The sequence below is a fragment of the Nitrospirota bacterium genome (assembly GCA_035516965.1).
Classification (GTDB): Bacteria; Nitrospirota; UBA9217; order UBA9217; family UBA9217; genus MHEA01.
Map to the genome: position 1 here is coordinate 54,305 of DATIZR010000027.1, position 23,779 is coordinate 78,083.

General features: G+C 59.1%; 18 protein-coding genes. All 18 read left to right on the forward strand.

All coding sequences use genetic code 11. From position 1 onward, the window contains the following. Positions 1-20: 20 nt before the first annotated feature. A complete protein-coding gene (locus VL197_03375) occupies positions 21-896 on the forward strand; it encodes a CoB--CoM heterodisulfide reductase iron-sulfur subunit B family protein (GenBank protein ID HUJ17011.1) in 876 nt (291 codons plus the stop codon). Continuing rightward, positions 893-3,949 (forward strand): FAD-dependent oxidoreductase, encoded by a 3,057-nt coding sequence (locus VL197_03380; protein HUJ17012.1) that lies wholly within the window; start codon positions 893-895, stop codon positions 3,947-3,949. Before VL197_03375 ends, VL197_03380 begins: the two co-directional genes overlap by 4 nt. 119 nt (positions 3,950-4,068) lie before the next feature. Further along, on the forward strand, positions 4,069-4,581 hold the full coding sequence (locus VL197_03385; GenBank protein ID HUJ17013.1) for a hydrogenase iron-sulfur subunit: 513 nt from the start codon (positions 4,069-4,071) through the stop codon (positions 4,579-4,581). Positions 4,582-4,588: 7 nt separating this feature from the next. Continuing rightward, positions 4,589-5,281: a methylenetetrahydrofolate reductase C-terminal domain-containing protein gene (locus VL197_03390; GenBank protein HUJ17014.1), complete on the forward strand. Its 693-nt coding sequence runs from the start codon at positions 4,589-4,591 to the stop codon at positions 5,279-5,281. An 18-nt stretch (positions 5,282-5,299) separates the two neighbouring features. Beyond that, positions 5,300-6,274: a methylenetetrahydrofolate reductase gene (locus VL197_03395; protein HUJ17015.1), complete on the forward strand. Its 975-nt coding sequence runs from the start codon at positions 5,300-5,302 to the stop codon at positions 6,272-6,274. Positions 6,275-6,372: 98 nt separating this feature from the next. After that, positions 6,373-7,173, forward strand: a complete 801-nt coding sequence (gene panB, locus VL197_03400) for a 3-methyl-2-oxobutanoate hydroxymethyltransferase (protein HUJ17016.1) — start codon at positions 6,373-6,375, stop codon at positions 7,171-7,173. 235 nt (positions 7,174-7,408) lie between these two features. After that, complete coding sequence (thyX, locus tag VL197_03405) at positions 7,409-8,143, forward strand: FAD-dependent thymidylate synthase (GenBank protein ID HUJ17017.1); 735 nt, start codon at positions 7,409-7,411, stop codon at positions 8,141-8,143. A gap of 121 nt (positions 8,144-8,264) precedes the next feature. Further along, positions 8,265-9,059 carry an ArsA-related P-loop ATPase gene (locus VL197_03410; protein ID HUJ17018.1) on the forward strand — a complete coding sequence of 265 codons (795 nt, stop codon included), beginning with the start codon at positions 8,265-8,267 and terminating at the stop codon, positions 9,057-9,059. Between the two features lie 3 nt (positions 9,060-9,062). Further along, positions 9,063-9,953, forward strand: coding sequence for a DUF2520 domain-containing protein (locus VL197_03415; protein HUJ17019.1), 891 nt, complete (start codon positions 9,063-9,065; stop codon positions 9,951-9,953). A gap of 138 nt (positions 9,954-10,091) precedes the next feature. After that, positions 10,092-10,880: a dihydropteroate synthase gene (locus tag VL197_03420; GenBank protein HUJ17020.1), complete on the forward strand. Its 789-nt coding sequence runs from the start codon at positions 10,092-10,094 to the stop codon at positions 10,878-10,880. Positions 10,881-11,047: 167 nt separating this feature from the next. Then, positions 11,048-11,986 carry an acetyl-CoA decarbonylase/synthase complex subunit delta gene (locus tag VL197_03425; protein HUJ17021.1) on the forward strand — a complete coding sequence of 313 codons (939 nt, stop codon included), beginning with the start codon at positions 11,048-11,050 and terminating at the stop codon, positions 11,984-11,986. A 100-nt stretch (positions 11,987-12,086) separates the two neighbouring features. Beyond that, complete coding sequence (gene acsC / locus VL197_03430) at positions 12,087-13,427, forward strand: acetyl-CoA decarbonylase/synthase complex subunit gamma (GenBank protein ID HUJ17022.1); 1,341 nt, start codon at positions 12,087-12,089, stop codon at positions 13,425-13,427. Positions 13,428-13,517: 90 nt separating this feature from the next. After that, positions 13,518-15,719: an acetyl-CoA decarbonylase/synthase complex subunit alpha/beta gene (gene acsB / locus VL197_03435; protein HUJ17023.1), complete on the forward strand. Its 2,202-nt coding sequence runs from the start codon at positions 13,518-13,520 to the stop codon at positions 15,717-15,719. Positions 15,720-15,885: 166 nt separating this feature from the next. Further along, positions 15,886-16,368, forward strand: a complete 483-nt coding sequence (locus VL197_03440; GenBank protein HUJ17024.1) for an NAD(P)H-dependent oxidoreductase subunit E — start codon at positions 15,886-15,888, stop codon at positions 16,366-16,368. Between the two features lie 127 nt (positions 16,369-16,495). After that, positions 16,496-18,274: an NADH-quinone oxidoreductase subunit NuoF gene (gene nuoF / locus VL197_03445; protein ID HUJ17025.1), complete on the forward strand. Its 1,779-nt coding sequence runs from the start codon at positions 16,496-16,498 to the stop codon at positions 18,272-18,274. A gap of 2 nt (positions 18,275-18,276) precedes the next feature. Continuing rightward, the gene (gene fdhF / locus VL197_03450) at positions 18,277-20,949 is read left to right on the forward strand and encodes a formate dehydrogenase subunit alpha (protein HUJ17026.1); all 2,673 of its coding nucleotides are present in this window, start codon (positions 18,277-18,279) and stop codon (positions 20,947-20,949) included. A gap of 156 nt (positions 20,950-21,105) precedes the next feature. Next, positions 21,106-22,869: a formate--tetrahydrofolate ligase gene (locus VL197_03455; protein ID HUJ17027.1), complete on the forward strand. Its 1,764-nt coding sequence runs from the start codon at positions 21,106-21,108 to the stop codon at positions 22,867-22,869. 574 nt (positions 22,870-23,443) lie between these two features. Then, the coding region (locus VL197_03460; protein ID HUJ17028.1) for a hypothetical protein at positions 23,444-23,779 on the forward strand (336 nt) is incomplete at its 3' end.

The window sequence follows — 23,779 nt, forward strand, 5'->3', positions numbered from 1 at the left end:
GAGAGGATGAGTACCGTCCTATGGAAATAGCCTATTATCCCGGTTGTTCACTCCATGCATCGTCCGAGCTGTACGATATCCAGTGCAAGCTCGTGTTCAATAAGCTGGGCGTCGAGCTCAAGGAGATCGAAGATTGGAACTGTTGCGGCGCCACCGGCGCAAGCAAGACCAATGAGTTCCTTTCCATCGCCCTTCCCGCCAGGAACCTGGGGCTTGCCGACGCCACCGGTCTTTCCGAGATCGTGATCCCGTGCTCGTCGTGCTACAGCAGGACCCTCGTGTCGCAAAAGGTGCTTGCCTCAGATGCGGCGCTCAAGGAATCCATCAACGCGGAGCTCGGCCATAAAATAGAAGGCAGGATCAAGGTTTCGAGCATCCTCGAGGTCCTGCGGCCCAAGGTTGACTCGGGAGAGATCGCCGGCAAGGCGGTCAAGAAACTCACGGGCCTCAAGCCGGCCTGTTACTATGGCTGCCTCATGACGCGGTTCCCGGTGGACATCGACGTACCCGATAACGTGGAGAATCCCCAGGGAATGGAGATCGTCTGCAAGGCGCTCGGCGCAGAGCCCGTCGATTGGAGCTATAAGACAGACTGCTGCGGCGCCTCCGGGGCGTACAACGATGCCGAACAGTCGCAGCTTCTGATGTCCCGTATTTTCAAGGACGCGACAGCCCGCGGCGCGAACTGCCTCGTTACCACCTGCCCGCTCTGCCAGATGAACGTGGATTCCTACCAGGACGAGGTCGGCAAAAAATATGGGATAGAAAAGCGGCTGCCGGTCTACTACATCACGGAGCTTATCGGCGTCTCTATGGGGATCGACCCAATACTCATGCAGGTCGACCGGCATTTCGTGGACGCCATGGGATTGTTAAAGGAGTTGAACCTGATATGAGCGCACAGACTACTTCGAAAAAACAAGGCTCGGTCCTGATCGTCGGCGGCGGCATCGGCGGCATGCAGGCGGCCCTCGATCTCGCGGAAAGCGGCTTCAAGGTACACATGGTCCAGAAGGACACCTCCGTCGGCGGGACCATGGTCATGCTGGATAAGACCTTCCCCACGGGCGACTGCGCCATGTGCATGATCTCGCCCAAGATGGTCGAGGTCGGCCGCCATCTGAACATAGACATTCACACCCTGGCCGAGGTGACCTCGGTCTCCGGCCGGTCCGGCGACTTCACGGTCAAGGTAAGGATGGCGCCGCGCTACGTCGATAAAAGCAAATGCACCGGCTGCGGCGACTGCGAAGCGAAATGCCCCAAAAAGGTCCCGAGCGAATTCGACCAGCAGCTCGGCCAGCGCAAGGCCATCTTCTCCCTCTTCCCCCAGGCGGTCCCGAACACGCGGGCCATCGACTCGAAGAACTGTCTCTGCCTTACCGATCCCCAGAAGAAGCGCTGCCGCTTGTGCGAAAAGGTCTGCAAGGCCAAGGCCATCAACTACGAAGACGCCGGCAAGGAGATCGAGCTCCATGTCGGTTCCATCATCCTCTCTCCGGGTTTGAATCGGTATGATGCGCGGGTGCGGCCCGAGCTGGGTCTGGGCCGCTGGCCGAACGTGGTCTCCTCGGTCCAATTCGAGCGCATCCTCTCGGCCTCGGGCCCGTACCAGGGCGTTGTGCAGCGGCCGTCCGATCAGAAGCATCCTGTCAAGGTGGCCTGGATCCAGTGCGTGGGGTCCCGGGACAGCCACAACGGGAACCCCTGGTGCTCGTCGGTCTGCTGCATGTACGCGACCAAGCAGTCGATCATAGCCAAGGAGCACGACAAGCACATCGAGCCGACCATCTTCTACATGGAGATGCGGGCCTTTGGCAAGGATTTCGACAAATATGTGGAGCGGGCAAAGAACGACTACGGCGTCAAGTATCAGCGTGCCATGGTCTCGGCGGTCCGCGAGGATCCCGGTACCGGCAACCTGGTCCTTCGGTATTCCGACGAGACCGGTAAACTTTTGAATGAGACCTTTGACATGGTGGTCCTGTCCGTGGGCCTGGAACCCCACTCGGACGCCCTTGAGTTCGCCAAGACCTTCGGAATCGAGGCCAACCAATACCAGTTCGCCAAGACCTCGCACTTCACGCCGGTCAAAACCTCGCGCGACGGCGTGTTCGTTACCGGCATCTACCAGGGGCCCAAGGACATTCCCGACACCGTGATGCAGGGCAGCGGCGTGGCCGGAAGCGTCATGGCACTTCTTGCCGAGGCGCGCGGGACCGAGACCAAGAAAAAAGAACTGCCGCCCGAGAAGGATGTTGCCGGTGAAGCGCCCAGGATCGGCGTGTTCGTCTGCCACTGCGGTACGAACATCTCCTCGACCGTCGAGATCGACCAGGTCGTCGAGGCGGTCAAGAAGGAAAAGGGCGTTGCCTACGTTACGAATACGATTTATGCCTGCGCCCAGGACAACCAGGATGTGATCAAGCAGACGATCAAGGACCAGAACCTGAACCGCGTGGTGATCGCGTCCTGTACGCCCCGGACCCACGAGAAGCTTTTCCAGGAGACGATCCAGGAGGCGGGCCTGAACAAGTACCTCTTCGACCTCGCCGACATACGCGAACAGTGCTCCTGGTGCCATAAAGGCCAGAACGAAGTGGCCACGAAGAAAGCCATCAAGATCGTCAAGATGGCAGTGGCCAAATCACGGCTGCAGGAGCCGCTCAAGAGCGAGAGCGTTGGCGTGACTCCTGCATGCCTCGTCATCGGCGGCGGCGTAGCCGGCATGACTTCCGCCCTCGCGGTTGCCGACCAGGGTTTCCCCGTGCACATCGTTGAGCGAGAACAAGCGCTCGGCGGCCTGGCAAAAAACGTCTACCGTACTCTTGACGGCTCCGACGTGCAGCACTTCCTCGCAACGAAGATCGCGGAGGTCAAGGCCCATCCCAAGATCACGGTGCATACAGGCGCCGAGGTCAAAAAGACCGACGGTTTCGTGGGCAATTTCGAGACGACCCTGACCAATGGGAGCGTCATGAAGCACGGCGCCATCATCCTTGCCAGCGGCGGCGTGGAATATCAGCCTACGGAATACCTTGCCGGTCAAAGCTCGAATGTAATCACCCAGCGTGACCTGGAAAAGAAGTTGTTCCATGAAAACCTCAAGCCGAAGGCCGGCGAGCGTTACGTCATGATCCAGTGCGTGGGTTCCCGCGAGGAACCTGCCCAGTACTGCTCCCGGGTCTGCTGCCAGGACGCCATCAAGAATGCCATTGCCATTAAAGAGCGGAACCCCCTGGCTGAAGTGGTGATCCTCTACCGGGACATCAGGACCTATGGTCTTCGCGAGGACTATTACAAGCAAGCCCGGGATCTGGGCGTGTTCTTTGTCCGCTATGATGTGGACCGGAAGCCGGCGGTGGAACAGGCCGGGAGCAAGGTCCAGGTCAAAGCCTGGGACTATATGCTGAACCGGGAGCTCCAGTTCGACGCCGACTGGCTCGTGCTCTCCGTCGGGCTCAGGCCGCATCCTTCGACCGAGAGCATCGGCGCCATGTACAAGGTCACGCGCAATCCCGATGGCTATTACCTTGAAGCTCATGTAAAGCTCCGGCCTGTTGACTTCCCCAGCGAAGGGCTCTTCGTGGCCGGTCTCGGGCATGCGCCCAAGAACCTCGATGAAACCCTCATCCAGGCCTTGGCCGCCGCGGGCCGCGCCGGCGTGATCCTGTCCCACGAGAAACTCGCGGTCTCCGGCATCATCGCCAAACACAAGCGGGAGCTCTGCATGTCCTGCCTCTCCTGTCTGCGCGTCTGTCCCTTCGGATCGCCCTACATTGACAAGGACGGGAAGGTCTCGCACAACGAGATCAAGTGCATGGGGTGCGGGATCTGCGCGGGCATCTGCCCGGCCAAGGCGTTCCAGGTGAACAACTTCCGGGACGACCAGATCCTCGCCATGATCGACGCCGCCGCGGAGTCCGAGGCGGGCGTGATGGGGTCGTAAGAATCATGTTCACCGCAGAGGACGCAGAAAAATACAATAGAAAAGGTTATCTCGAATATTCTCTGTGATCTCCGTGGTAGCTGTCGTAGATTTTGATTATGCTTGAAAGGAGTGCATCCATGGCCGTAGCATCAGAAACACCGGAAAAAGTCGCGGTTTCGTCCGTCGAGAAACCCCACGAAGCGCCGCCGGGCTGGGAGCCGAATGTGATCGCCTTTGCGTGCCATTACTGCGCGTTCGCGGCGGCGGACCTGGCAGGCGTCATGCGGCTCTCATACACGCCGAGCGTCAAGATAATCCGTCTGCCCTGCACCGGAAAGCTCGACCACATCCACATTCTCCGTGCATTCGAAAAGGGCGTTGACGGCATCTTCGCGGCAGGCTGACTGAAAGGCCAATGCCATTACCTGGAAGGTAATCTGTTTGCAGCAAGAAGGATAGAATACGTCAAAACACTGCTGACCAAGGTCGGCATCGACCCGGCGCGCCTGGAGATGTATAACCTTTCCGCAGCAATGGGCCCGCGGTGGGCGGAGATGTGCAACGAATTTGTCGAGAAGATACGGAAACTCGGGCCGTCGCCGATAGGGCTCGCACGACACGGCAAGCTATGCGGCACGGAAAAGGAGTAAATGACCAATGATAGTCGGAAAACAGAAACCATTTGATGAAATCTGGGACATGGTCAAGGGATTCAAGAAGGTCCTTGTCTTCGGTTGCAACACCTGCGTCGCCATCAGCCACGCGGGCGGCAGCAAGGAGGCGGAGATCCTCGCGTCGATGATCCGCATGAAAGCGACCCAGGAGGGCGCTGACATGCAGGTCGACAATGCGGCGATCGAGCGGCATTGCGAGCCCGAGTTCTTTGAACCTCTCATGGAAAAGGTGAAGACCTACGATCTGGTGCTCTCCACCGCCTGCGGCGTGGGGGTGAACTTTCTTGCCGATCGGATCGGCGACAGCATCCCGGTCTATCCAGGCGTGAATACCACGTTCTACGGCGCCGTCCCCAAGGCCGGCTACTTCGTTGAACTCTGCGGAGGGTGCGGCAACTGTATCCTGCACATGACCGGCGGCATCTGCCCGGTGGTTCGCTGCTCCAAGTCGCTCATGAACGGGCCCTGCGGCGGAACGGACAAGGGCAAGTGCGAGGTCGGCAAGGACATCGACTGCGCCTGGTACCTCATCGTCGAGCGGATGAAGAAGCTGGGCAGGATCGAGGAGCTGTATTCCATCCAGCCGCCGAGGAACTGGTCCCCGGGAACCCACGGCGGACCGCGAAGACTCGTATACGAACACATCATGGAATTGGAAGAAGAGAAAAAGGCTTAAGGCCGGAGGATAATCCGAATGAAAAGCGGAAGCAATCTGGAAAAAGTCATCGCAAGCGGAAAACCCGCGGTCACTGCCGAGCTCGGCCCTCCCATGAGCGCAGACCCGCATGAAGTTGTCGAGAAAGCCCACAAGCTGAAAGGCTTCTGCGACGCGGCGAACATCACAGACTGCCAGACGGCGGTCGTGCGCATCTCGAGCATCGCCGCCGCGTTCATCGCCCAGCGGGAAGGGCTCGAACCGGTCATGCAGATGACCTGCCGGGACCGGAACCGGATCGCCATGCAGGCGGACCTCCTCGGTGCCGCTGCCCTGGGCCTCAAGAACTGCCTCTGCATTGCCGGCGACCATCAGAAGTTCAGCGCCGCGGGCAAGCTCAAGGGTCATCCGGGCGCGAAGAATGTTTATGACGTGGACACCTGCCAACTCGTCGGGATCATGAAAAAGATGCGCGACGAGAGCCTTCAGGAGGGCGGCGACAAGATCGAGGTCCCGCCGAAGTTCTTCATAGGCGCATCCTGGACGCCCATGGGAGACCCGATCGATTTCAGGCCGTACAACCTCAAGAAAAAAGTGGATGCCGGAGCGGACTTTATCCAGACGCAGGGGATCTACGACGTGGAGATCTTCAAGTCGCAGATGGAAAAGGCCAGGAACCTGGGGCTCCACGAACGGACCGCGATCCTCGGCGGCATCATCGTGCCCCGGAGCGCCATGATGCTCAAGTACATGGACTCATCGGTCGCGGGCGTCACGGTGCCGAAGGCGCTGATCGACCGGATGAACAAGGCGAAAGAGGCCGCGGGCGAGGACAAGAAGAAGGCCCGGGAGCTGCAGGAAGCCGAGGGCCTCAAGATAACCGTGGAGCTGATCCAGCAGATCCTCGAGATCCCGGGCGTCAAAGGCGTTCATATCCAGGCCATCGAATGGGAGAGCGCCATCGAGGGGATCGTCAAGGCGGCAGGTCTTTATCCGCGGCCATCGTTCGATTGATGCCGGCTTGGAAAAGGCTGTGCCGGGAGCGAAGGATGTGAGGGAGCACCGAGGGTTCCGGATCAAAAGGTCTGGATTCCGCAATCCGGGATAAGACTATGCCGAAGATCACCATAGCGGATCTGTACAAGAAAAAGGCCGAGGGCAGGAAGATCACCATGCTCACGGCCTATGACTTTCCCACGGCCCGGATTGTTGATCAGGCCGGCATAGACATGATCCTCGTGGGGGACTCCCTCGGCATGGTGGTGCAGGGCGCCTCGAGCACCCTCCCGGTTACGATGGATGAGATGATCTATCATACCCGCATGGTTTCCCGTGCGGCACAGTCCGCCATGGTCGTGGGTGACATGCCGTTCCTGTCCTATCAGACGCACAAAACAGAGGCCGTCCGGAACGCCGGCCGGTTCCTGAAAGAGGCCAATGCCGAGGCCGTCAAACTTGAGGGCGGAAGCCAGATGGCCGGCACCATCCGGGCGATCGTTGACGCGGGGGTCCCGGTCGTGGCGCATATCGGGCTCACGCCGCAGTATGTGCATGTGCTCGGCGGGTTCAAGGTGCAGGGCAAGGACGAGGCCGCCCGCGAGAAGATCCTTGCTGACGCGCGAGCGGTCCAGGATGCAGGCGCTTTCTCCGTCGTAGTCGAGGCAGTGCCCGTATCCCTGGCAAGGGACATCCATGAGGTGCTGCATATCCCGACCATCGGTATCGGCGCCGGCCCGGATTGCGACGGCCAGGTTCTGGTCATCCACGATCTTCTCGGGCTTTTCGAGCGTTTTACTCCTAAATTTGTGAAGAAGTACGCGAACCTCGGGGAGCAGGCACTCAAGGCTGTCAAAGAGTACAAACAGGACGTTGAAAGCGGAACGTTCCCGTCGGAAGAACACAGTTTCAAATAATTGCGTTTAAAAATTGGGTGCATATTCGTAACAACCCGCCGGCTACCTTTAGTAGCGCCTCGTTTTTCATCAATGAAATTTATAAGTTAATTAGAAAATATTGTCCGCAACTGATTCATTTTATCTTGACTCATGTGACAGGTGCTGGCTATAATGCCATTTCCTTGCCATCCATTTCTCACCCCTGTTCCCGCTCAAGAGGGTGTCGAGTGGCGTCGTGAGAGGAGGGGACAGCATGCCTGAAGCGGCATTGAACGTGGTTCTCCTCCGGCATACGCCGGAACCCGAAGAGGTCGTAGCTATGGCAGCAAAGCTCTGCTACAGCCCCTCGGGGGTGGATGAACTGAAGCAGAAGATCGAGGCCAAAGACCAGGCTGCGTTCGTGGAAAAGCTGGCGTCCATAGGGCACCTCTCTCCCATCGAGCATGTTTCGTTCTCTTTCGGCATCGAGGGCATCTCCCGGGCGTGTTCTCACCAACTGGTCCGGCACCGCGTAGCATCCTATTCTCAGCAAAGCCAGCGGTATGTAAAAGCAGAGCAATTCGATTACGTCATCCCGCCGAGCATCAAGCAGGACCCCGCCCTCGCCAGCGAATTCGAACGCTGCATGGACGAGGCCCAGGCGAACTATACGAAGGTCCTGAAGCGGCTCGAGGATCTCGGGTTCAAAGGCGAGGCGGGGCAGCAGGACGCGCGCTATCTTCTTCCGAACGCGGCGGAGACCAAGATCGTGGTCACCATGAACGCGCGGGAGCTCCTGCATTTCTTCCGCGTACGCACCTGCAACAGGGCGCAGTGGGAGATCCGGGATATGGCCGAGCGCATGCTGGCGCAGGTGAAAAAAGTGGCGCCGACGATCTTCGCCAGGTCCGGCCCCGGGTGTCTGTATCATCCCTGCCCGGAGGGCAAGATGACCTGCGGCAAGATCGAAGAGGTCAGAAAGAAATTCGGGGTACAAAAGCAAAATTAGCGACAGGGGTCACAGAGATCACAGAGAAAGATAAAAAATAAAAGCTCGTCGTTCGAATTTAGCTATTTGGATTTGATCAGGGTTTAGATAGTTCGGATATTCTGTGATCCCCCTGTACTCTGTGGCAGACGTTAAAGGTTTTACCATGGGTTTTTCCATCGCAGTCGCAGGCAAGGGCGGCACGGGCAAGACCAGCCTCTGCGGCCTCACAATCCGATACTTGACAGAGAACAGACGCGGTGCGGTGCTCGCCGTGGACGCGGACGCCAATGCGAACCTGAACGACGTGCTCGGCGTCAAGGTCCACGCCACCGTGGGGAAGCTGCGGGAGACCTCCCTCGAAGCGGTCAAGTCCACGGCGCCCCGGCCGGGCGGCATGAGCATGGAGCAGCTCTTCGACTACCAGATCCAGCAGGCGATCATCGAGGCAAAGGGCTTCGACCTGCTCGTGATGGGACGGCCCGAAGGCGCGGGCTGCTACTGCGCGGCAAACAACATCATCCGCAAGTACATGGACAAGCTGGCGGACAATTATCCCTACACGGTCATGGATAATGAGGCGGGCCTCGAGCATCTGTCCCGCCGTACGACACAGGACACGGATCTCCTGCTCATCATCAGCGACTCCTCCGTCCGCGGGGTCATGACGGCCGGCCGGATCGGCGCGCTGATCAAGGAACTGAACCTGAACGTCAAGCGCACGGCGCTCATCGTGAACCGGGTGCAGGACGGGACGAGCGAGGACAAGTCGCTCCGGCAGGCGATCACGCAGCAGGGCGTGGAGTTCGCGGGATTCGTTCCTGCGGACGACCTGATCTTTGAATATGACCTGAATGGAAAGCCGTTGATCCAGCTTCCAGCGGGTTCAAAGGCGCTCAAAGAGTATTACCTCATTCTCGACAAGCTGATCCCATAACGTATGACCTCCAAAACCGTTGCAATCATCGGTGCAGGTCGTGTCGGCAGTTCCGTGGGGTTTCTGCTTGCCAAGGCGGGGTTTCAGGTGGGGGCGGTCGTGGCGCGGTCGTTAGCGTCTGCACAGGCGGCTGCGGACTTCATCGGTTCGGGAGAGCCGACCACGAACGCGGTGAGCGCAGCATCAAAGGCTGATATCGTATTCATTACCACTCCCGACAGGGTCATCCAAGAGGTATGCAGGACCATCGCTGCCGGGCAAGGCTTGAAGCCGGGCGCACTCGTGGTCCATATGTCGGGCGCTCACTCGCTCAGCCTGCTCGATTCGGCGGGGAAGGCGGGGGCGTTCCGGGCAGTGCTACACCCGCTCCAGTCGCTGGCGAGCAGGGAGCAGGGGGTCAAGACGCTCCCGGGCTCTTATTTCCGCGTTGAAGCGGACGCCGCGGCATCGGATGATGCCAGGGCGATCGTTGCGGCACTCGGGGGCGTCGAGCTTGCGATGCCGAAGTGGAGCTCGGACAGGGACTCGGCGGCATTGTACCACGCGGGCGCAGTGGCGGTTTCAAACTACTTCGTGGCCCTGATCGACTACGGCCTCAAGTTCTATGAGACCCTGGGTGCAGATAAAAAGGAAGCGCTCAGGGCCGTGCTGCCGCTCATCCGGGGCACGCTTCATAATATAGAGACTCTCGGCATCCCCGATGCGCTCACCGGGCCGATCATGCGGGGCGACATCGAGACCGTGCGCGACCATCTCGAGGCCATGCATAAGCGGGCCCCGTCGCTCGCTGGTCTCTATCGGGAACTGGCCCGGCAAACCATTGGGGTGGCGAGGGAACGGGGAAGCATCACGCAGGAGACGGCAGATGAGCTGGTGAGCCTGGTCTCAGGGTGATGTGCAGCATGCGAGATGGGGTAAGGGCCTCTGCGTCGTGCGATCACAAATATGCACAGAGTGCCCGGAGTTGCTGGGCCAGGTTACGAGACGAAAGATAAAAAAGAATAATAAGGTTGAGAAAGGAGATTGTAAAGCATGATAGTTATAGGAGAGAAGATCAGCGTCATGGCAAAGAAGGTGCGTGAGGCGCTCATGAAGCGGGATGCCAAGCCGATTCAGGAGCTTGCCGTTGCGCAGGCCAACGCAGGCGCGCACTACATCGATGTGTCCATCGGCCCTGCCGAGGATGACGGCCCCCAGCTCATGGATTGGGCCGTAAAGGTGGTGCATGAGGTCGTGCAGAAGCCCATCTGCCTCGACACGACCAACGTGAAGGCCATGGAAGCGGGCATCAAAGCGCACAACAACACCTGGGGCCTGCCGATCGTCAATTCGACATCGAACGAGCCCGAGCGTTTTCCGATGCTGGAACTTGCCGGCAAGTACGGCACCAAGGTCGTTGCGCTCACCCTCGGGAAGGGCGGCCTGCCGGCTGACGCCGAGGACCGCTGCGTCATCGCATCGGAGATCATGGCCCGCGCCATGGAGTTCGGCGTGCCCATGGAGAACATCCTGCTCGATCCGCTCATACTCCAGATAGCGACCATGCAGAACCAGGCCATCCAGTCCGCCCGGGCGATCAAGATGTTCCGCGACCTGAACGATCCGCCTATGAGCACCGTCGTCGGTCTCTCGAACATCTCGAACGGCGCGCCCAAGCACGTGCGCCACATCATCAACCGGAACTATATGACCATGCTTCTCATGGAAGGACTCACGCACGCGATCATCGACCCGCTCGATAAGGATATGATGGATACGGCGAAGACCGTCGAAATGATCATGGGCAAGACCATGTACGCTCATTCGTTCCTGGAAATGTAAAGAAGGACCCATCGACGGCCATCGCCCGTGCCTGTTTTCTGGGCGGGAATTCAATATGCAATTGGCCGGTTCTCTAAACCGGTGTTACAATTTGTGCTATTTCTCTGTTGTTTTCAGGATGCAAATCTGATAAGATGTGCAACAATTTTTCGAGGAGGCTATAAATCATGGCACTCGTAATACCTAAAGAGTCTTACAATGGCAAGATTTATAACGTGCAAATCGGGTCCGGCGCAAAAGTTGTGACGATCGGGGGTGCAAGCGCCCTTCCTTACCTCTCGTTCGAGGGCACGTTCCCGAACAAGCCGGCAGTTGCGCTGGAGATCATGGATATCGCACCCGACGACTGGCCTGAGACCGTCAAGAAGGCCATTGGAGGGTCGGCTTCGAATCCGGCCCAGTGGGCGAAGTTCTGCCAGCAGCAGGGTGCCGACCTCGTGGCGCTCAGGCTCACGGGCACCCATCCCGACCAGCAGAACAAGAGCGCCGATGATGCTGCAAGGGTCGCGTCGGAAGTTGCGGCAGCCATCGATATTCCGCTCGTCATTCTCGGCAGCGGGCACGTGGAGAAGGACACCCAGGTGCTCCAAGCAGTGGCGGCAGCCACCCGCGGCAAGAACTGCGCGATCGGGAAGGCCGTAGAGGAAAACTACAAGACCGTTGCCGCGGCGGCGATGGCCAATGATCACAAGCTGATCGCGATGAGCCAGCTCGATGTGAACCTGGCCAAGCAGCTGAATATCCTGCTCACCCAGATGGGCTTTGACAAGGAGCGGATCATCATGGATCCCATGTCCTCAGCCCTCGGCTATGGCCTCGAATACACCTACAGCGTGATGGAGCGTATTCGTCTGGCCGCGCTCCTGCAGAACGACCCCATGATGCAGACCCCGGTCGTTTGCGACATCGGCGCGAACGTCTGGAAGGTCAAGGAGACCATGGCGCCCGATGCCGAGGTGCCGGAATGGGGGAGCCTTGAGGACCGGGCTCTGGCCTGGGAGGCCGTGACCGCCTCCGCCATGATCACCGCGGGCGCGGATATGCTGATCATGCGGCATCCCGGTGCGGCAGCAAAAGCTAAGGAAGTCATCTCCGAGCTGATGTAATCAAACAAATTTTTACCACAGCGGTCACAGAGGTAATCCTCATACTGATTCACGATATTCTCTGTGCTCCCGGTGGTTAAGCCTTGAAAGGAGCCATTCCATGGCACTCTCCGGTGTTGAAATATTCAAGCATTTGCCGAAAACCAACTGCAAGAAGTGCGGCCATCCCACCTGCCTCGCCTTCGCCATGAAGCTGGCCGCCAAGCAGGCAAGCCTTGATGCCTGTCCGGACGCGTCCGAGGATGCAAAGAAGATACTGGGCGAATCAGCCGCACCGCCGATCCGGGGCATTTCCCTGGGCACGGGCCCGAAGGCCGTGAAGGTCGGCGAAGAAATCTGCATGTTCCGCCACGAGAAAAAATTCTTCAACCCGAACGTGTTCGCCGTTGCGATCAAGGCCTCCGAGGCCGGAGACGCTGCAGCAAAGAAGATCGACGCCGTGAACAAATCCGAGATCGACCGCGTGGGCCAGAAGCTGCGGGTCGACGCCATTGCCGTGACCGATGAAGGCGGCGATGCGGCCAAGTTCGCCTCCGTCGTGAAGCAGGTCGTGGACGGTGCTCCCGGCGTGCCGGTCATCCTGGTGAGCAAGAATGCCGCGACGATCGAAGCGGGCATTGCCCATTGCGCCGACAAGAAGCCGCTCATCTATGCCGCCACCGCCGAGAACGCCGAGGCCATGGCAAAGATCGCGAAGGAGAAGAAGGCGTCCCTCGCCGTTGCCGCCGATGGCCTCGAAGCGCTGACCGCGCTTGCCGAGAAGGTCAAGGGGATGGGCGTGGACGACCTGGTCCTCGATTCGGGGGCCCGCAAGGCCAAGGACATGATCGAGCACTTTACCATCATTCGCCGTGCCGCCATCAAGAAAAACTTCAAGCCCCTCGGCTATCCGATCATCACCTTCGCAACGCGCGATAACTCCGTGTCCGAAACCATCGCCGCAGCGGTCGGGACAATGAAGTACGCTTCGATCATCGTCCTGAGCAATGTCGAAAAGTGGAAGATGCTGGCGCTGCTGTCCCTGCGCCAGAACATATACACCGATCCTCAGGTCCCGATGCAGGTGGCGCAGAACATTTACAAGGTCGGTGACGCCAAAGACGGCTCTCCGCTCATGATCACGACCAACTTCTCGCTTTCCTACTTCATCGTGCGTGGCGAGGTGGAGAACAGCAAGGTGCCGTCCTGGCTCGCGGTCATGGACAACGAAGGCCTGTCCGTGCTCACGGCCTGGGCAGCCGGCAAGTTTACGGCAAGCAAGATCGCGCAGTTCATCACCGAGAGCGGCGTGGAGAAGAGCACCGGCCACAAGGAGCTTATCATCCCCGGGTACGTCGCGATCCTCTCCGGGGCTCTGGAGGAAAAACTGCCGGGCTGGAAGATCACCGTGGGCCCGCGCGAAGCGAACCAGCTCCCGACCTTCCTGAAGGCGAGAGCGTAAAAACAGCTTCGCCACAGAGGACACAGCGAGAAGACGAAACGTCTTCTCTGTGTTCTCTGTGGTAAAAAATGCATTTTAAAGGAGTTAGCGATGTCAAAAGTCATTGCCACAGGCGCCATCCTGGGCGCACACTACTACGTGAAGCAGGCCGAGGCTCTCGTCGAGAAGGCCATCACGGAAAAGGGGACTGATTTTAAGTTCGAGTTCCCGGACACGGCGTACTTCCTCCCGCAGATGTTCACCATGACCGGCTTCGAGGTCCGGACGGTCGGGGACATGAAGGCCGCCCTCCAGCAGCATGTGAAGCCGCTCCTCACCGATGCCCCGGAGGACAAGCTGTATAAGCCTTATCTGGGAGAAGCGCTCGACGCCGGCATGGCGGCGCTCTTCGCCCAGGAGATGATCATGGCCATCCGCTACCTGTACGGCCAGGAGCCGGTGAAGGACGACTCCATCGGCCTCACCTACAACGGGTTCATCTCCGACACGATTCTCCGGAACCTCGGCGTTCAGCTGGTGGACGGATCCATGCCGGGATACGTCTGCATCATCGGCGCGGCCGACAGCGACGACCAGGCCTTCGACATTGCCCGGGACCTCCAGCAGAAGAACATCCTCACCCTGATGTGCGGCAACGTGAACGGCGACAGCATGACCAAGCAGCTGCTCCGCAAGGGCGTGCAGCTCGGCTGGGACACCCGTCTGGTCCCGCTGGGACCCGAGGTGGAGCACGCGATCTATGCTCTGAACTGGGCGGCGCGCGCGGGCATCACGTTCGGCGGCATGAAGGGCGGCGATTTCCAGAAGATCCTCAAGTACTCCAAGGACAAGGTCTTCGCGTTCGCCATGGTGCTGGGGCCGTTGAACGACCGGATCTGGACCACGGGCGCGGGCGCCATCAACATGGGATTCCCCGCGATCGCGAACACGGACATCCCGGTCGTGCATCCGACCGGCGTCACGATCTACGAGGAGGTCGAGAAGGAGCTCGATCCCAAGAAGCTCGTGGAGCGGTGCTTCGAAGTGCGCGGCCTCAAGATCACGGTTTCGAAGCCGCCGATCCCGGTCGCCTACGGCCCCGCGTTCGAGGGCGAGCGCATCCGCAAGGAGGATATGCACATCGAGATGGGCGGGCAGCGCACGCCGGCCTTCGAGTGGCTCCGCACGGTGGATATGAGCGCCGTTGAGGACGGCAAGGTCACCATCGTCGGCACAGACGCGGAGGCCCGGTATGCGAAGGGCGGGCAGATGCCGCTCGGCGTGGTGATCGACGTGGCCGGCCGCAAGATGCAGAAGGACTTCGAGCCGGTGCTCGAGCGGAAGATCCATCACTTCGTCAACGAAGCCCAGGGCATCTGGCACATGGGCCAGCGGGACCAGAACTGGTTCCGGGTCAGCATCAACGCTCTCAAGGAAGGGTTCGTGCTGAAGCACTTCGGGGACATCCTCGCGACCCAGCTCAAGCACAAGTTCAACAACATCGTGGACAAGGTCCAGGTGACCTTGTACGTGGACGAAGCCGATGTCAAGAAGATGCATGCCGAAGCGCTGAAGGCGTATCATGAGCGCGACGTCCGGCTTGCATCCATGACCGACGAGTCCGTTGACCTCTTCTATTCCTGCATCCTCTGCCAGAGCTTCGCACCGAACCACGTGTGCGTGGTGTCGCCGGAGCGTCTCGGCCTCTGCGGCGCCTATAACTGGCTCGATGCCAAGGCTGCCTACGAGATCGACCCGAACGGCGCGAACCAGCCCGTCCTGAAGGGCGAGGTCCTCGACCCGGTCAAGGGCCGCTGGAAAGGCGTGGACGAATATGTGTACACCAACTCGCATCAGTCGCTGGAGTATTTCAACGCGTACAGCATCATGGACGCGCCCATGACCTCCTGCGGCTGCTTCGAGTGCATTATGGCCATCGTGCCCGAAGCGAACGGCGTGATGATCGTAAACCGCGGCTTCACCGGCATGACCCCCATCGGCATGAAGTTCTCGACACTTGCCGGCACCGTGGGCGGCGGAGCGCAGACCCCGGGCTTCATGGGCATCGGGCGGTTCTTCCTCACCAGCAAAAAGTTCCTCTTCGCCGAAGGCGGTTTCAAGCGCGTGGTCTGGATGACCAAGAACCTGAAGGAGTCCTTTGCCGAGGAGTTCAAGAAGCGTGCCGAGGAGGAGGGCATTCCCGACCTGATCGACCGGATCGCGGACGAGACGGTGGCCGAGGATTCGGAGAAACTGGTGGCCTACCTTACGGAAAAGGGCCATCCTGCGCTGACGATGGATCCGATGTTCTAACATTCTGAAAGCTGGTAGCGTATCAAGCGCCCCTTCGGGGGCGCTCACTTCTCGAAGGCCGGATGTGCTGGTTGTCGCTTGCACCACGACCACGATGTGGAGAGGCTCAGACTTGGCTGCCGGAAAAATTGAAGGCGGCTATTTTTGTCTCAAGAGGGTTTACAAAATGGAAGAAAAGCTCGAAGGTATATATGCCCGATACCGGGAAAATGAAGGGAACCTGATCTCAATCCTGCAGGACATCGAGAGCGAGTTCGGATACCTCCGTGAGGATGCGATCTCCTGGTTCTCAGAGCGACTCGATGTCCCGCCGGCAAGGTTCTATGGCGTTGCCACATTCTACGCTCAGTTCCATCTCAAGCCCCGGGGGAAAAATATCATCACCGCATGCTGCGGGACGGCGTGCCATGTGAAGGGCTCCGAAAGGCTCATCAACAGCCTTACGAAGGAACTGGGCATCCCTTCGGGCGAGGACACGTCCGAAGACCTCAAATTCACCGTCGAAAAAGTGAACTGCGTCGGCGCCTGCAGCATCGCGCCGGTCATCATCTTCAATAAGGCGGTGCATGGCAAGATGTCGCCGGACAAGCTCATGAAAGAAATCAAGGGACTTAAGGCGGTCGAGACGGGGAACGCACAGAGTCAGTAGCGAATCTCAATAAACAAACAATGACCAGCAGGCAACGAGGACATTCAAACAGCTTGGTCATCGGCTCGTGGAGTTTATTTGTATATCGGGAGTTCATCATCGGTTGTTCGATGAATCTGGAGCATTCATGCATAAGGATATCTCGGTAAAGGTTTGTATGGGCACGGGCGGGATGGCCGCCGGCGGCGAGCAGGTGATGTCTTCATTCGAGAAGGCATTTGCGGCTGCGGGCATCAAAGGAAGCGTGGAGAAGCACTGCTCGGTGCACAAGGTGGGCTGCAGGGGGTTCTGCGCCCGTGATGTGCTCGTGGACGTAATCGTGGACGGGAACAAGTTCACCTACGAGTACATCAAGACCGATATGGTTGACCGGCTCGTGAACGAGCATATCATCGGCGGCACTCCTGTCGACGAATGGCTTGTGAAGGCCGACTATCACACGTTTCACGACAAGCAGGTCAAGGTGGTCCTTTCCGACTGCGGCGAGGTAGATCCCGAAGATATCGACTCGTACATCAGCCGCGGCGGCTACGAGGCGATGAAAAAAGTCATTGCCACCATGACTCCCCAGGAAATCATCGAGGTGATCAAGGCCTCGGGTCTGCGCGGCCGGGGCGGCGCAGGATTTCCCACGGGCCAGAAGTGGGACATGGCGATCAAAGCCCCCGGACCCGTCAAGTACCTTATCTGCAACGCCGACGAGGGGGACCCCGGTGCGTTCATGGACCGTTCGGTGGTCGAGGGAAACCCGCACGCGGTGATCGAAGGCATGGTCATCGGCGCCTATGCCATCGGCGCTCCCTATGGATACGTGTACATCCGGGCCGAGTACCCTCTTGCCGTTGAACGCCTCCATCTGGCGATCAAGCAGGCACAGGAGCGCGGTTTCCTCGGAAAGAACATCCTCGGGAAAGGCTTTGATTTCAAGATCAAGGTAAAGCTCGGCGCCGGCGCCTTTGTGTGCGGCGAAGAGACTGCGCTCATCGCTTCAATCGAGGGCAGGCGCGGCCAACCACGTGCCAAGCCGCCCTTCCCCGTCCAGAAAGGTCTCTGGGGCTACCCCACGATCATCAATAATGTGGAGACGCTCGCGAATGTGCCGTACATCATGAGGAAGGGCGCCGCATGGTATGCGGGCATGGGTACGGAGAAGAGCAAGGGGACAAAAGTATTTGCGCTCACCGGCAAGATCCAGAACTCGGGCCTCATCGAGGTACCGATGGGCATCCCGCTCAAAGAGGTCATCTACGATATCGGCGGAGGCATTGAAGGCGGCAGGAAGCTCAAGGCCGTCCAGACGGGCGGGCCGTCCGGCGGGTGCATTCCGTCGAGCATTGTCGATACTACGCTGGACTATGAATCGCTCGGCAAAGTCGGTTCGATCATGGGGTCGGGCGGCATGGTGGTTTTGGACGAGACCGACTGCATGGTGAACGTGGCCAAGTACTTCCTGCAATTCACCCAGTCGGAATCCTGCGGCAAATGCGTACCGTGCAGGATCGGCACCAAGCGTCTCCTCGAGATACTGACGCGGATCACTGAAGGGAAGGGCAGGGCATCGGACATCGATCTTCTCGAGACCCTGAGCAGCGATGTGAAGACATCTTCGCTCTGCGGGCTCGGTCAGAGCGCGCCGAATCCGGTCCTCTCCACGATCAAATACTACCGCGACGAGTATGAGGCGCACATCCGCGATAAGAAGTGCCCCGCGGGCGTGTGCAAGGACCTCCTGACATACAGTATTATCGAGGATGCCTGCAAGGGCTGCACGGCCTGCACCCTGGTCTGCCCGGCCGGCGCCATCACCGGTGAGAAGAAAAAGCCGCATACGATCAACCCGGACCTCTGCATCAAGTGCGGCGCCTGCTTCGACAAATGCAAGTTCAAGGCGATAAAAAAAGGGTAATTATGTCAAAGCTGACCATCAATAATATTGCGGTAACGGTTCCGGAAGGCGTAACCATTCTCGATGCTGCCCGGCGCAACGACATCTACATCCCGACGCTCTGCGATGACCCGCGGCTCGAGCCCCACGGCGGATGCAGGCTCTGCCTGGTCCAGGTAAAGGGCATGCCACGGCCGGTAACGGCCTGCACGACGCCGGTTACCGAGGGCATGGAAGTGGAAACATCGAACGAGCTGATCGAGCGGCAGCGCCGGACTGTTGTCGAACTTCTCCTGTCCGACCATCCGAACGACTGCATGGTCTGCTCCCGGGCCGGTGACTGTACGCTCCAGGAGCTGGCCTACTTCTACAACCTCCGCGCGAACCGCTTTTACGGCGAGCGGCGCCAGTATGCGAAGAAAGACCTGAACCCCTTCATCGAACGCGACATGGAAAAGTGCATTCTCTGCGGCAAGTGCGTGCGGGTCTGCGACGAGATCCAGGGCCTCGGCGCGATCGATATCGCCGGCAGGGGATTTACCGCCAAAGTAACGCCGGCCTTTGAGAAGGACCTGGATTGCGAGTTCTGCGGCCAGTGCGTCAGCATTTGCCCGACTGGCGCGCTCATGGGCAAGCAGTCGCTGGGCAAGGGCAGGCAGGTGGACGTGAAAAAAGTCGAGTCGGTCTGCTCCTATTGCGGGTGCGGGTGCAACCTGACCCTGCACGTATCGCGGAACGAAGTGGTGCGTGTGACCTCTCGCCGGGACACGATCAACGAAGGCTGGCTCTGCGTCAAGGGAAGGTACGGGCAGAGCTTCATTACCAGTCCCGACCGGCTGAAGACGCCTCTTATCAAAAAGGACGGCCTGTTCGTGGAGGCTTCCTGGGACGAGGCGTACGGCCTGATCGCGGAGAAGCTTTCGGCCATCAAAGCGAAACACGGTCCGGATGCCATCGGCGGCCTCGCCTCTGCCCGCTGCACGAACGAGGAAAACTATCTCTTCCAGAAGTTCATACGCGCAGGCATCGGCACGAACAATGTCGACCACTGCGCGCGTTACTGACACAGCTCTACTGTGGCCGGTCTGGCCACCGTATTCGGTTCCGGAGCAATGTCGAACTCTATTGCGGAGATCGAGAACAACGACGTCCTCTTCATCATCGGCTCCAACACCAAGGAGAACCACCCCATCGTCGCGCTTCGGATGATCAAGGCGAAGCGGAAAGGCGCGAAAATCATCATCGCCGACCCGCGCCGGGTGCCGCTCGTGCGGTTCGCGGATATCTGGATGCAGCACAAGCCCGGCACGGACGTCGCGCTCCTGAACGCCATGATGCATGTGATCGTGAAGGAAGGGCTCCTCAAGAAGGACTTCATCTCGTCAATGACCGAGGGTTTTGACGAGGCATTCAGAAGGAATCTTGACGAATACACTCCGGAGGTCGCGTCGAAGATCACCGGCGTGCCGGCGGAAACGATCGTGAAGGCCGCCCGCATGTACGGCGGGTCCGGCAAGGCCGGCATTTACTACACGATGGGAATCACCCAGCATGCGCACGGCACGGAAAATGTGTTCTCCATCGCCAACCTCGCGCTCCTGACCGGCAACCTCGGCAAGGAGGCCGCCGGCGTCAACCCGCTGCGCGGCCAGAACAACGTGCAGGGTTCCACGGACATGGGCTGCATTCCGAACAACTATCCGGGCTATCAAAACGTGACAACCCCGGAGCTCAAGGCCAAGTTCGAGACGCTCTGGAACGCGAAGCTCTCGGACAAGGTCGGGTTCACCGCGCCCGATATGCTCGCTGCCGCGGAAAAGGGGACGCTCAAAGCCATGTATATCATGGGTGAGAACCCCGTCATCAGCGACCCCGACATGACGCACACCATCAGGGCGCTCAAGGCGCTCGATTTCCTGGTGGTCCAGGACGTCTTCATGACGGAAACCGCGGCGCTTGCCAATGTGGTCCTGCCTGCCACGGTGTTTGCCGAGAAGTCGGGCACGTTTACGAATACCGAGCGGCGCGTGCAGCGGGTTCGGAAAGCAGTGAACCCTCCCGGTCAGGCCAGGGAAGATTCGCAGATCATTCTGGAACTGAGCAAACGGATGAATTACCCCATGGAGTACCGTACCGAGGAAGAGGTGTTCCTGGAGATCGGAAAGGCATGGCAGGCGCTTTCGGGCATGACCTATGCGAGAATCGATGAGAGAGGCCTGCAGTGGCCCTGCCCGACCCAGGACCACCCGGGTACGCCGTATCTGTTCAAGGGCGGGTTCCCGCGCGGCAAGGGCAGGTTCACGCCGGTCACCTACAAGCCATCGACAGAACAGACAGGCAAAGAGTATCCGTTCCTGCTCACTACCGGCAGGCTGCTGTTCCAGTATCACACCGGCAGCATGACGAGGCGGGTAAAGCAGATCGACCAGGTGTCGCCCGAGGCGTTCATCGAAATCAATCCGGAGGATGCGAAGGCCCTGTCCCTTGCCGAGGGAATGAAGGTGAACGTGACCTCGCGCCGCGGGTCCATCACCCTCAAAACGCATGTGACCAAACGTCCGGGCAAGGGCGTGGTCTTTATCCCCTTCCACTTCAAGGAAGCGGCGGCCAACATGCTGACGAGCAACGCCTCACTCGATCCCATAGCAAAGATCCCGTCGTTCAAGGTCTCCGCGGTCCGGATCGAAAAGGCGTAGCGATAGGTCAGCGCTGCCTGCATTGCAGCCAGGAATTTGCGCTCAAGCTCAATAAGAAGCTTACGCAACTCAACATCAGAGCCTGAATTAACCGTGCAGACCGCTTGGACAGTTTAAACCGGTTCAACATCAAAATTCCAACGAGGGAGGTACAGAATGGCACTGGATCCAACGAAGCATGCAGACTGGGAGATCGCGGAAGATTCAGAGAAGCGCATGAAGCCGATCGCGGAGATCGCGGCGAAGATGGGACTGACGCAGGAAGAACTGCTTCCCTACGGCCACTACATTGCCAAGGTGGATTTCAAGAAGGTCCTCAAGAGGTTCGAGGGGAAGCCGGACGGAAAGTACATCGACGTGACGGCCATCACGCCCACGCCGCTCGGTGAGGGCAAGTCCACCTCGACCATCGGCCTCACCCAGGGTCTGGGCAAGCGCGGAAAGAACGTGATCGCCGCGATCCGCCAGCCCTCGGGCGGTCCGACCATGAACATCAAGGGCTCGGCGGCCGGCGGCGGCCTGTCTCAGGTCATCCCGCTCACGCCCTTCTCCCTCGGGCTTACCGGCGACATCAATGCCATCATGAACACCCACAACCTGGCCATGGTCGCGCTCACGTCGCGCATGCAGCACGAGTTCAACTACTCCGACGAACAGCTCAACAAGAGAAAACTGCGCCGGCTGAACATCGATCCGCACAACGTGGAGATGAAGTGGATCATCGACTTCTGCGCGCAGTCGCTGCGCGAGATCGTGATCGGCATGGGCGGCAAGTCGAATGGCTTCATGATGAAGTCCGGATTTGCCATTGCCGTGTCGTCGGAAGTGATGGCCATCCTGGCCGTTGCGAAGGACCTGAAGGACATGCGCGAGCGCATGGGCAGGATCGTTGTTGCCTACAGCAAGGACGGCACGCCGGTAACGACGGCCGACCTCGGGGTGGACGGCGCCATGACCGCCTGGATGGTCGAGGCCCTGAACCCGAACCTTCTCCAGACCATTGAAGGGCAGCCCGTGTTCGTGCACGCCGGACCCTTTGCGAACATCGCCATCGGCCAGTCATCCATCATCGCCGACCGGGTGGGCCTCAAGCTCGGAGATTACGTCGTGACCGAGTCGGGCTTCGCCGCCGATATCGGGTTCGAGAAGTTCTGGAACCTCAAGTGCCGCATGTCGGGCTTGAAGCCCCACGCGGCCGTGGTGGTCGCCACCATCCGCGCGCTCAAGTGCCACGGAGGCGCGCCGATCCCGGTGCCGGGCAAGCCCATGCCCGACGAATACAAGGGCGAGAACGTGGGCTGGGTCGAGAAGGGCTGCGAGAACCTGATCCACCATATCAGGACCGTCAAGAAGGCGGGCATCAACCCCGTGGTCTGCATCAACGCCTTCTACACCGACACGGACAACGAGATCAAGGCCGTCAGGCGGCTCGCCGAGGCGGCAGGAGCCCGCGTTGCCCTGTCCCGCCACTGGGAAAAGGGCGGCGACGGAGCGCTCGAGTTCGCCGACGCCGTGATCGATGCGTGCAACGAGAAGAACGACTTCAAGTTCCTCTACGAGCTCACCACGCCGCTCAGGAAGCGCATCGAGTTGATCGCGACGGAGGTGTACGGCGCGGACGGCGTTGATTACACGCCCGAGGCGGAGACCAAGGCCAAGAAGATGGAAGCCGATCCCGACCTGGCGAAAATGGGCGTCTGCATGGTGAAGACCCATCTCTCGCTCACGGACAATCCGAACCTGAAAGGGGTGCCCAAGGGCTGGAGGCTCCGCATCCGCGACATCCTGACCTACAAGGGCGCGGGCTTTGTGGTCCCCGTCGCCGGCACCATCACGCTCATGCCCGGCACATCTTCAGACCCGGCATATCGCCGCGTGGATGTTGATGTGGAGACGGGAAAGGTCAAGGGAGTGTTCTAAGAAACAATAAGCCATCGAAATGCAAAAGCCCATGCCAATATGTTCCGGCATGGGCTTTTTTATTGCCATGAGCGGGGTCATCGGCTGAAGCTAAGAAGGCGCTCTCTGCGCCAAGACTGAAGACAACCATAGGCAATAAACTTATACACCGCTGTATGTTGAAGGTGTACAACTGGGTGGAATTGCCGTCATTTTATCTCTGCCATTTTTATTTTCCTTCGTAAAAAGAGCCGGTGGAAAATCCATACAATTGAAAGTACACCAAAGAGCCTGCACAACTAACTGGAATTGCACTCGTTTTGTCTCTGCCCTTTTCCCCACCCCCTGCGTGATAAAGAATCGTTTGAAAATCCATACAATTTACAGTACAACAAAAGACGGATCATCTCTGGTTAAAATATGTTTTGCATGGTTTATCAACAAGATAATAGCATCAAGGCATGCATGGCATCTGCCTTGCTATAACGGATCGGAACATGAGTCAAATGCAGTGACAGGAACGACAGATCAAGATACAAGGAGCAGTACTGTGACCGGCAAGGCACAGAGGACGAAATTGAAGAAGGAGATGAAAATGAGGAAACAGATCAACGCTATTTTCGCGGTGTGTGCAATGATGCTCGGTATCATAATGGCCGGATGTGGCTCAAGCAACGTGAACCATGCAGTGACGGCCAACGCGGTAACGGGAGTGGCCGCTTTTGGAGCGCCGATCTCTGGCACGGTAACGCTCAGGGACGCATCGGTCCCCCCGAAGGTCGTGACGACCACGACGAGAACCGACGGACAATTCGTGGTAAATACTAATGGCTTGACGCCGCCTTATATCCTGACCGTCAGCTGGCCGGACCAGTCAGGCGCCAATCAACTGTATTCTTTTGCGGAGGGTCAGGGCAGGACCAATATCAAC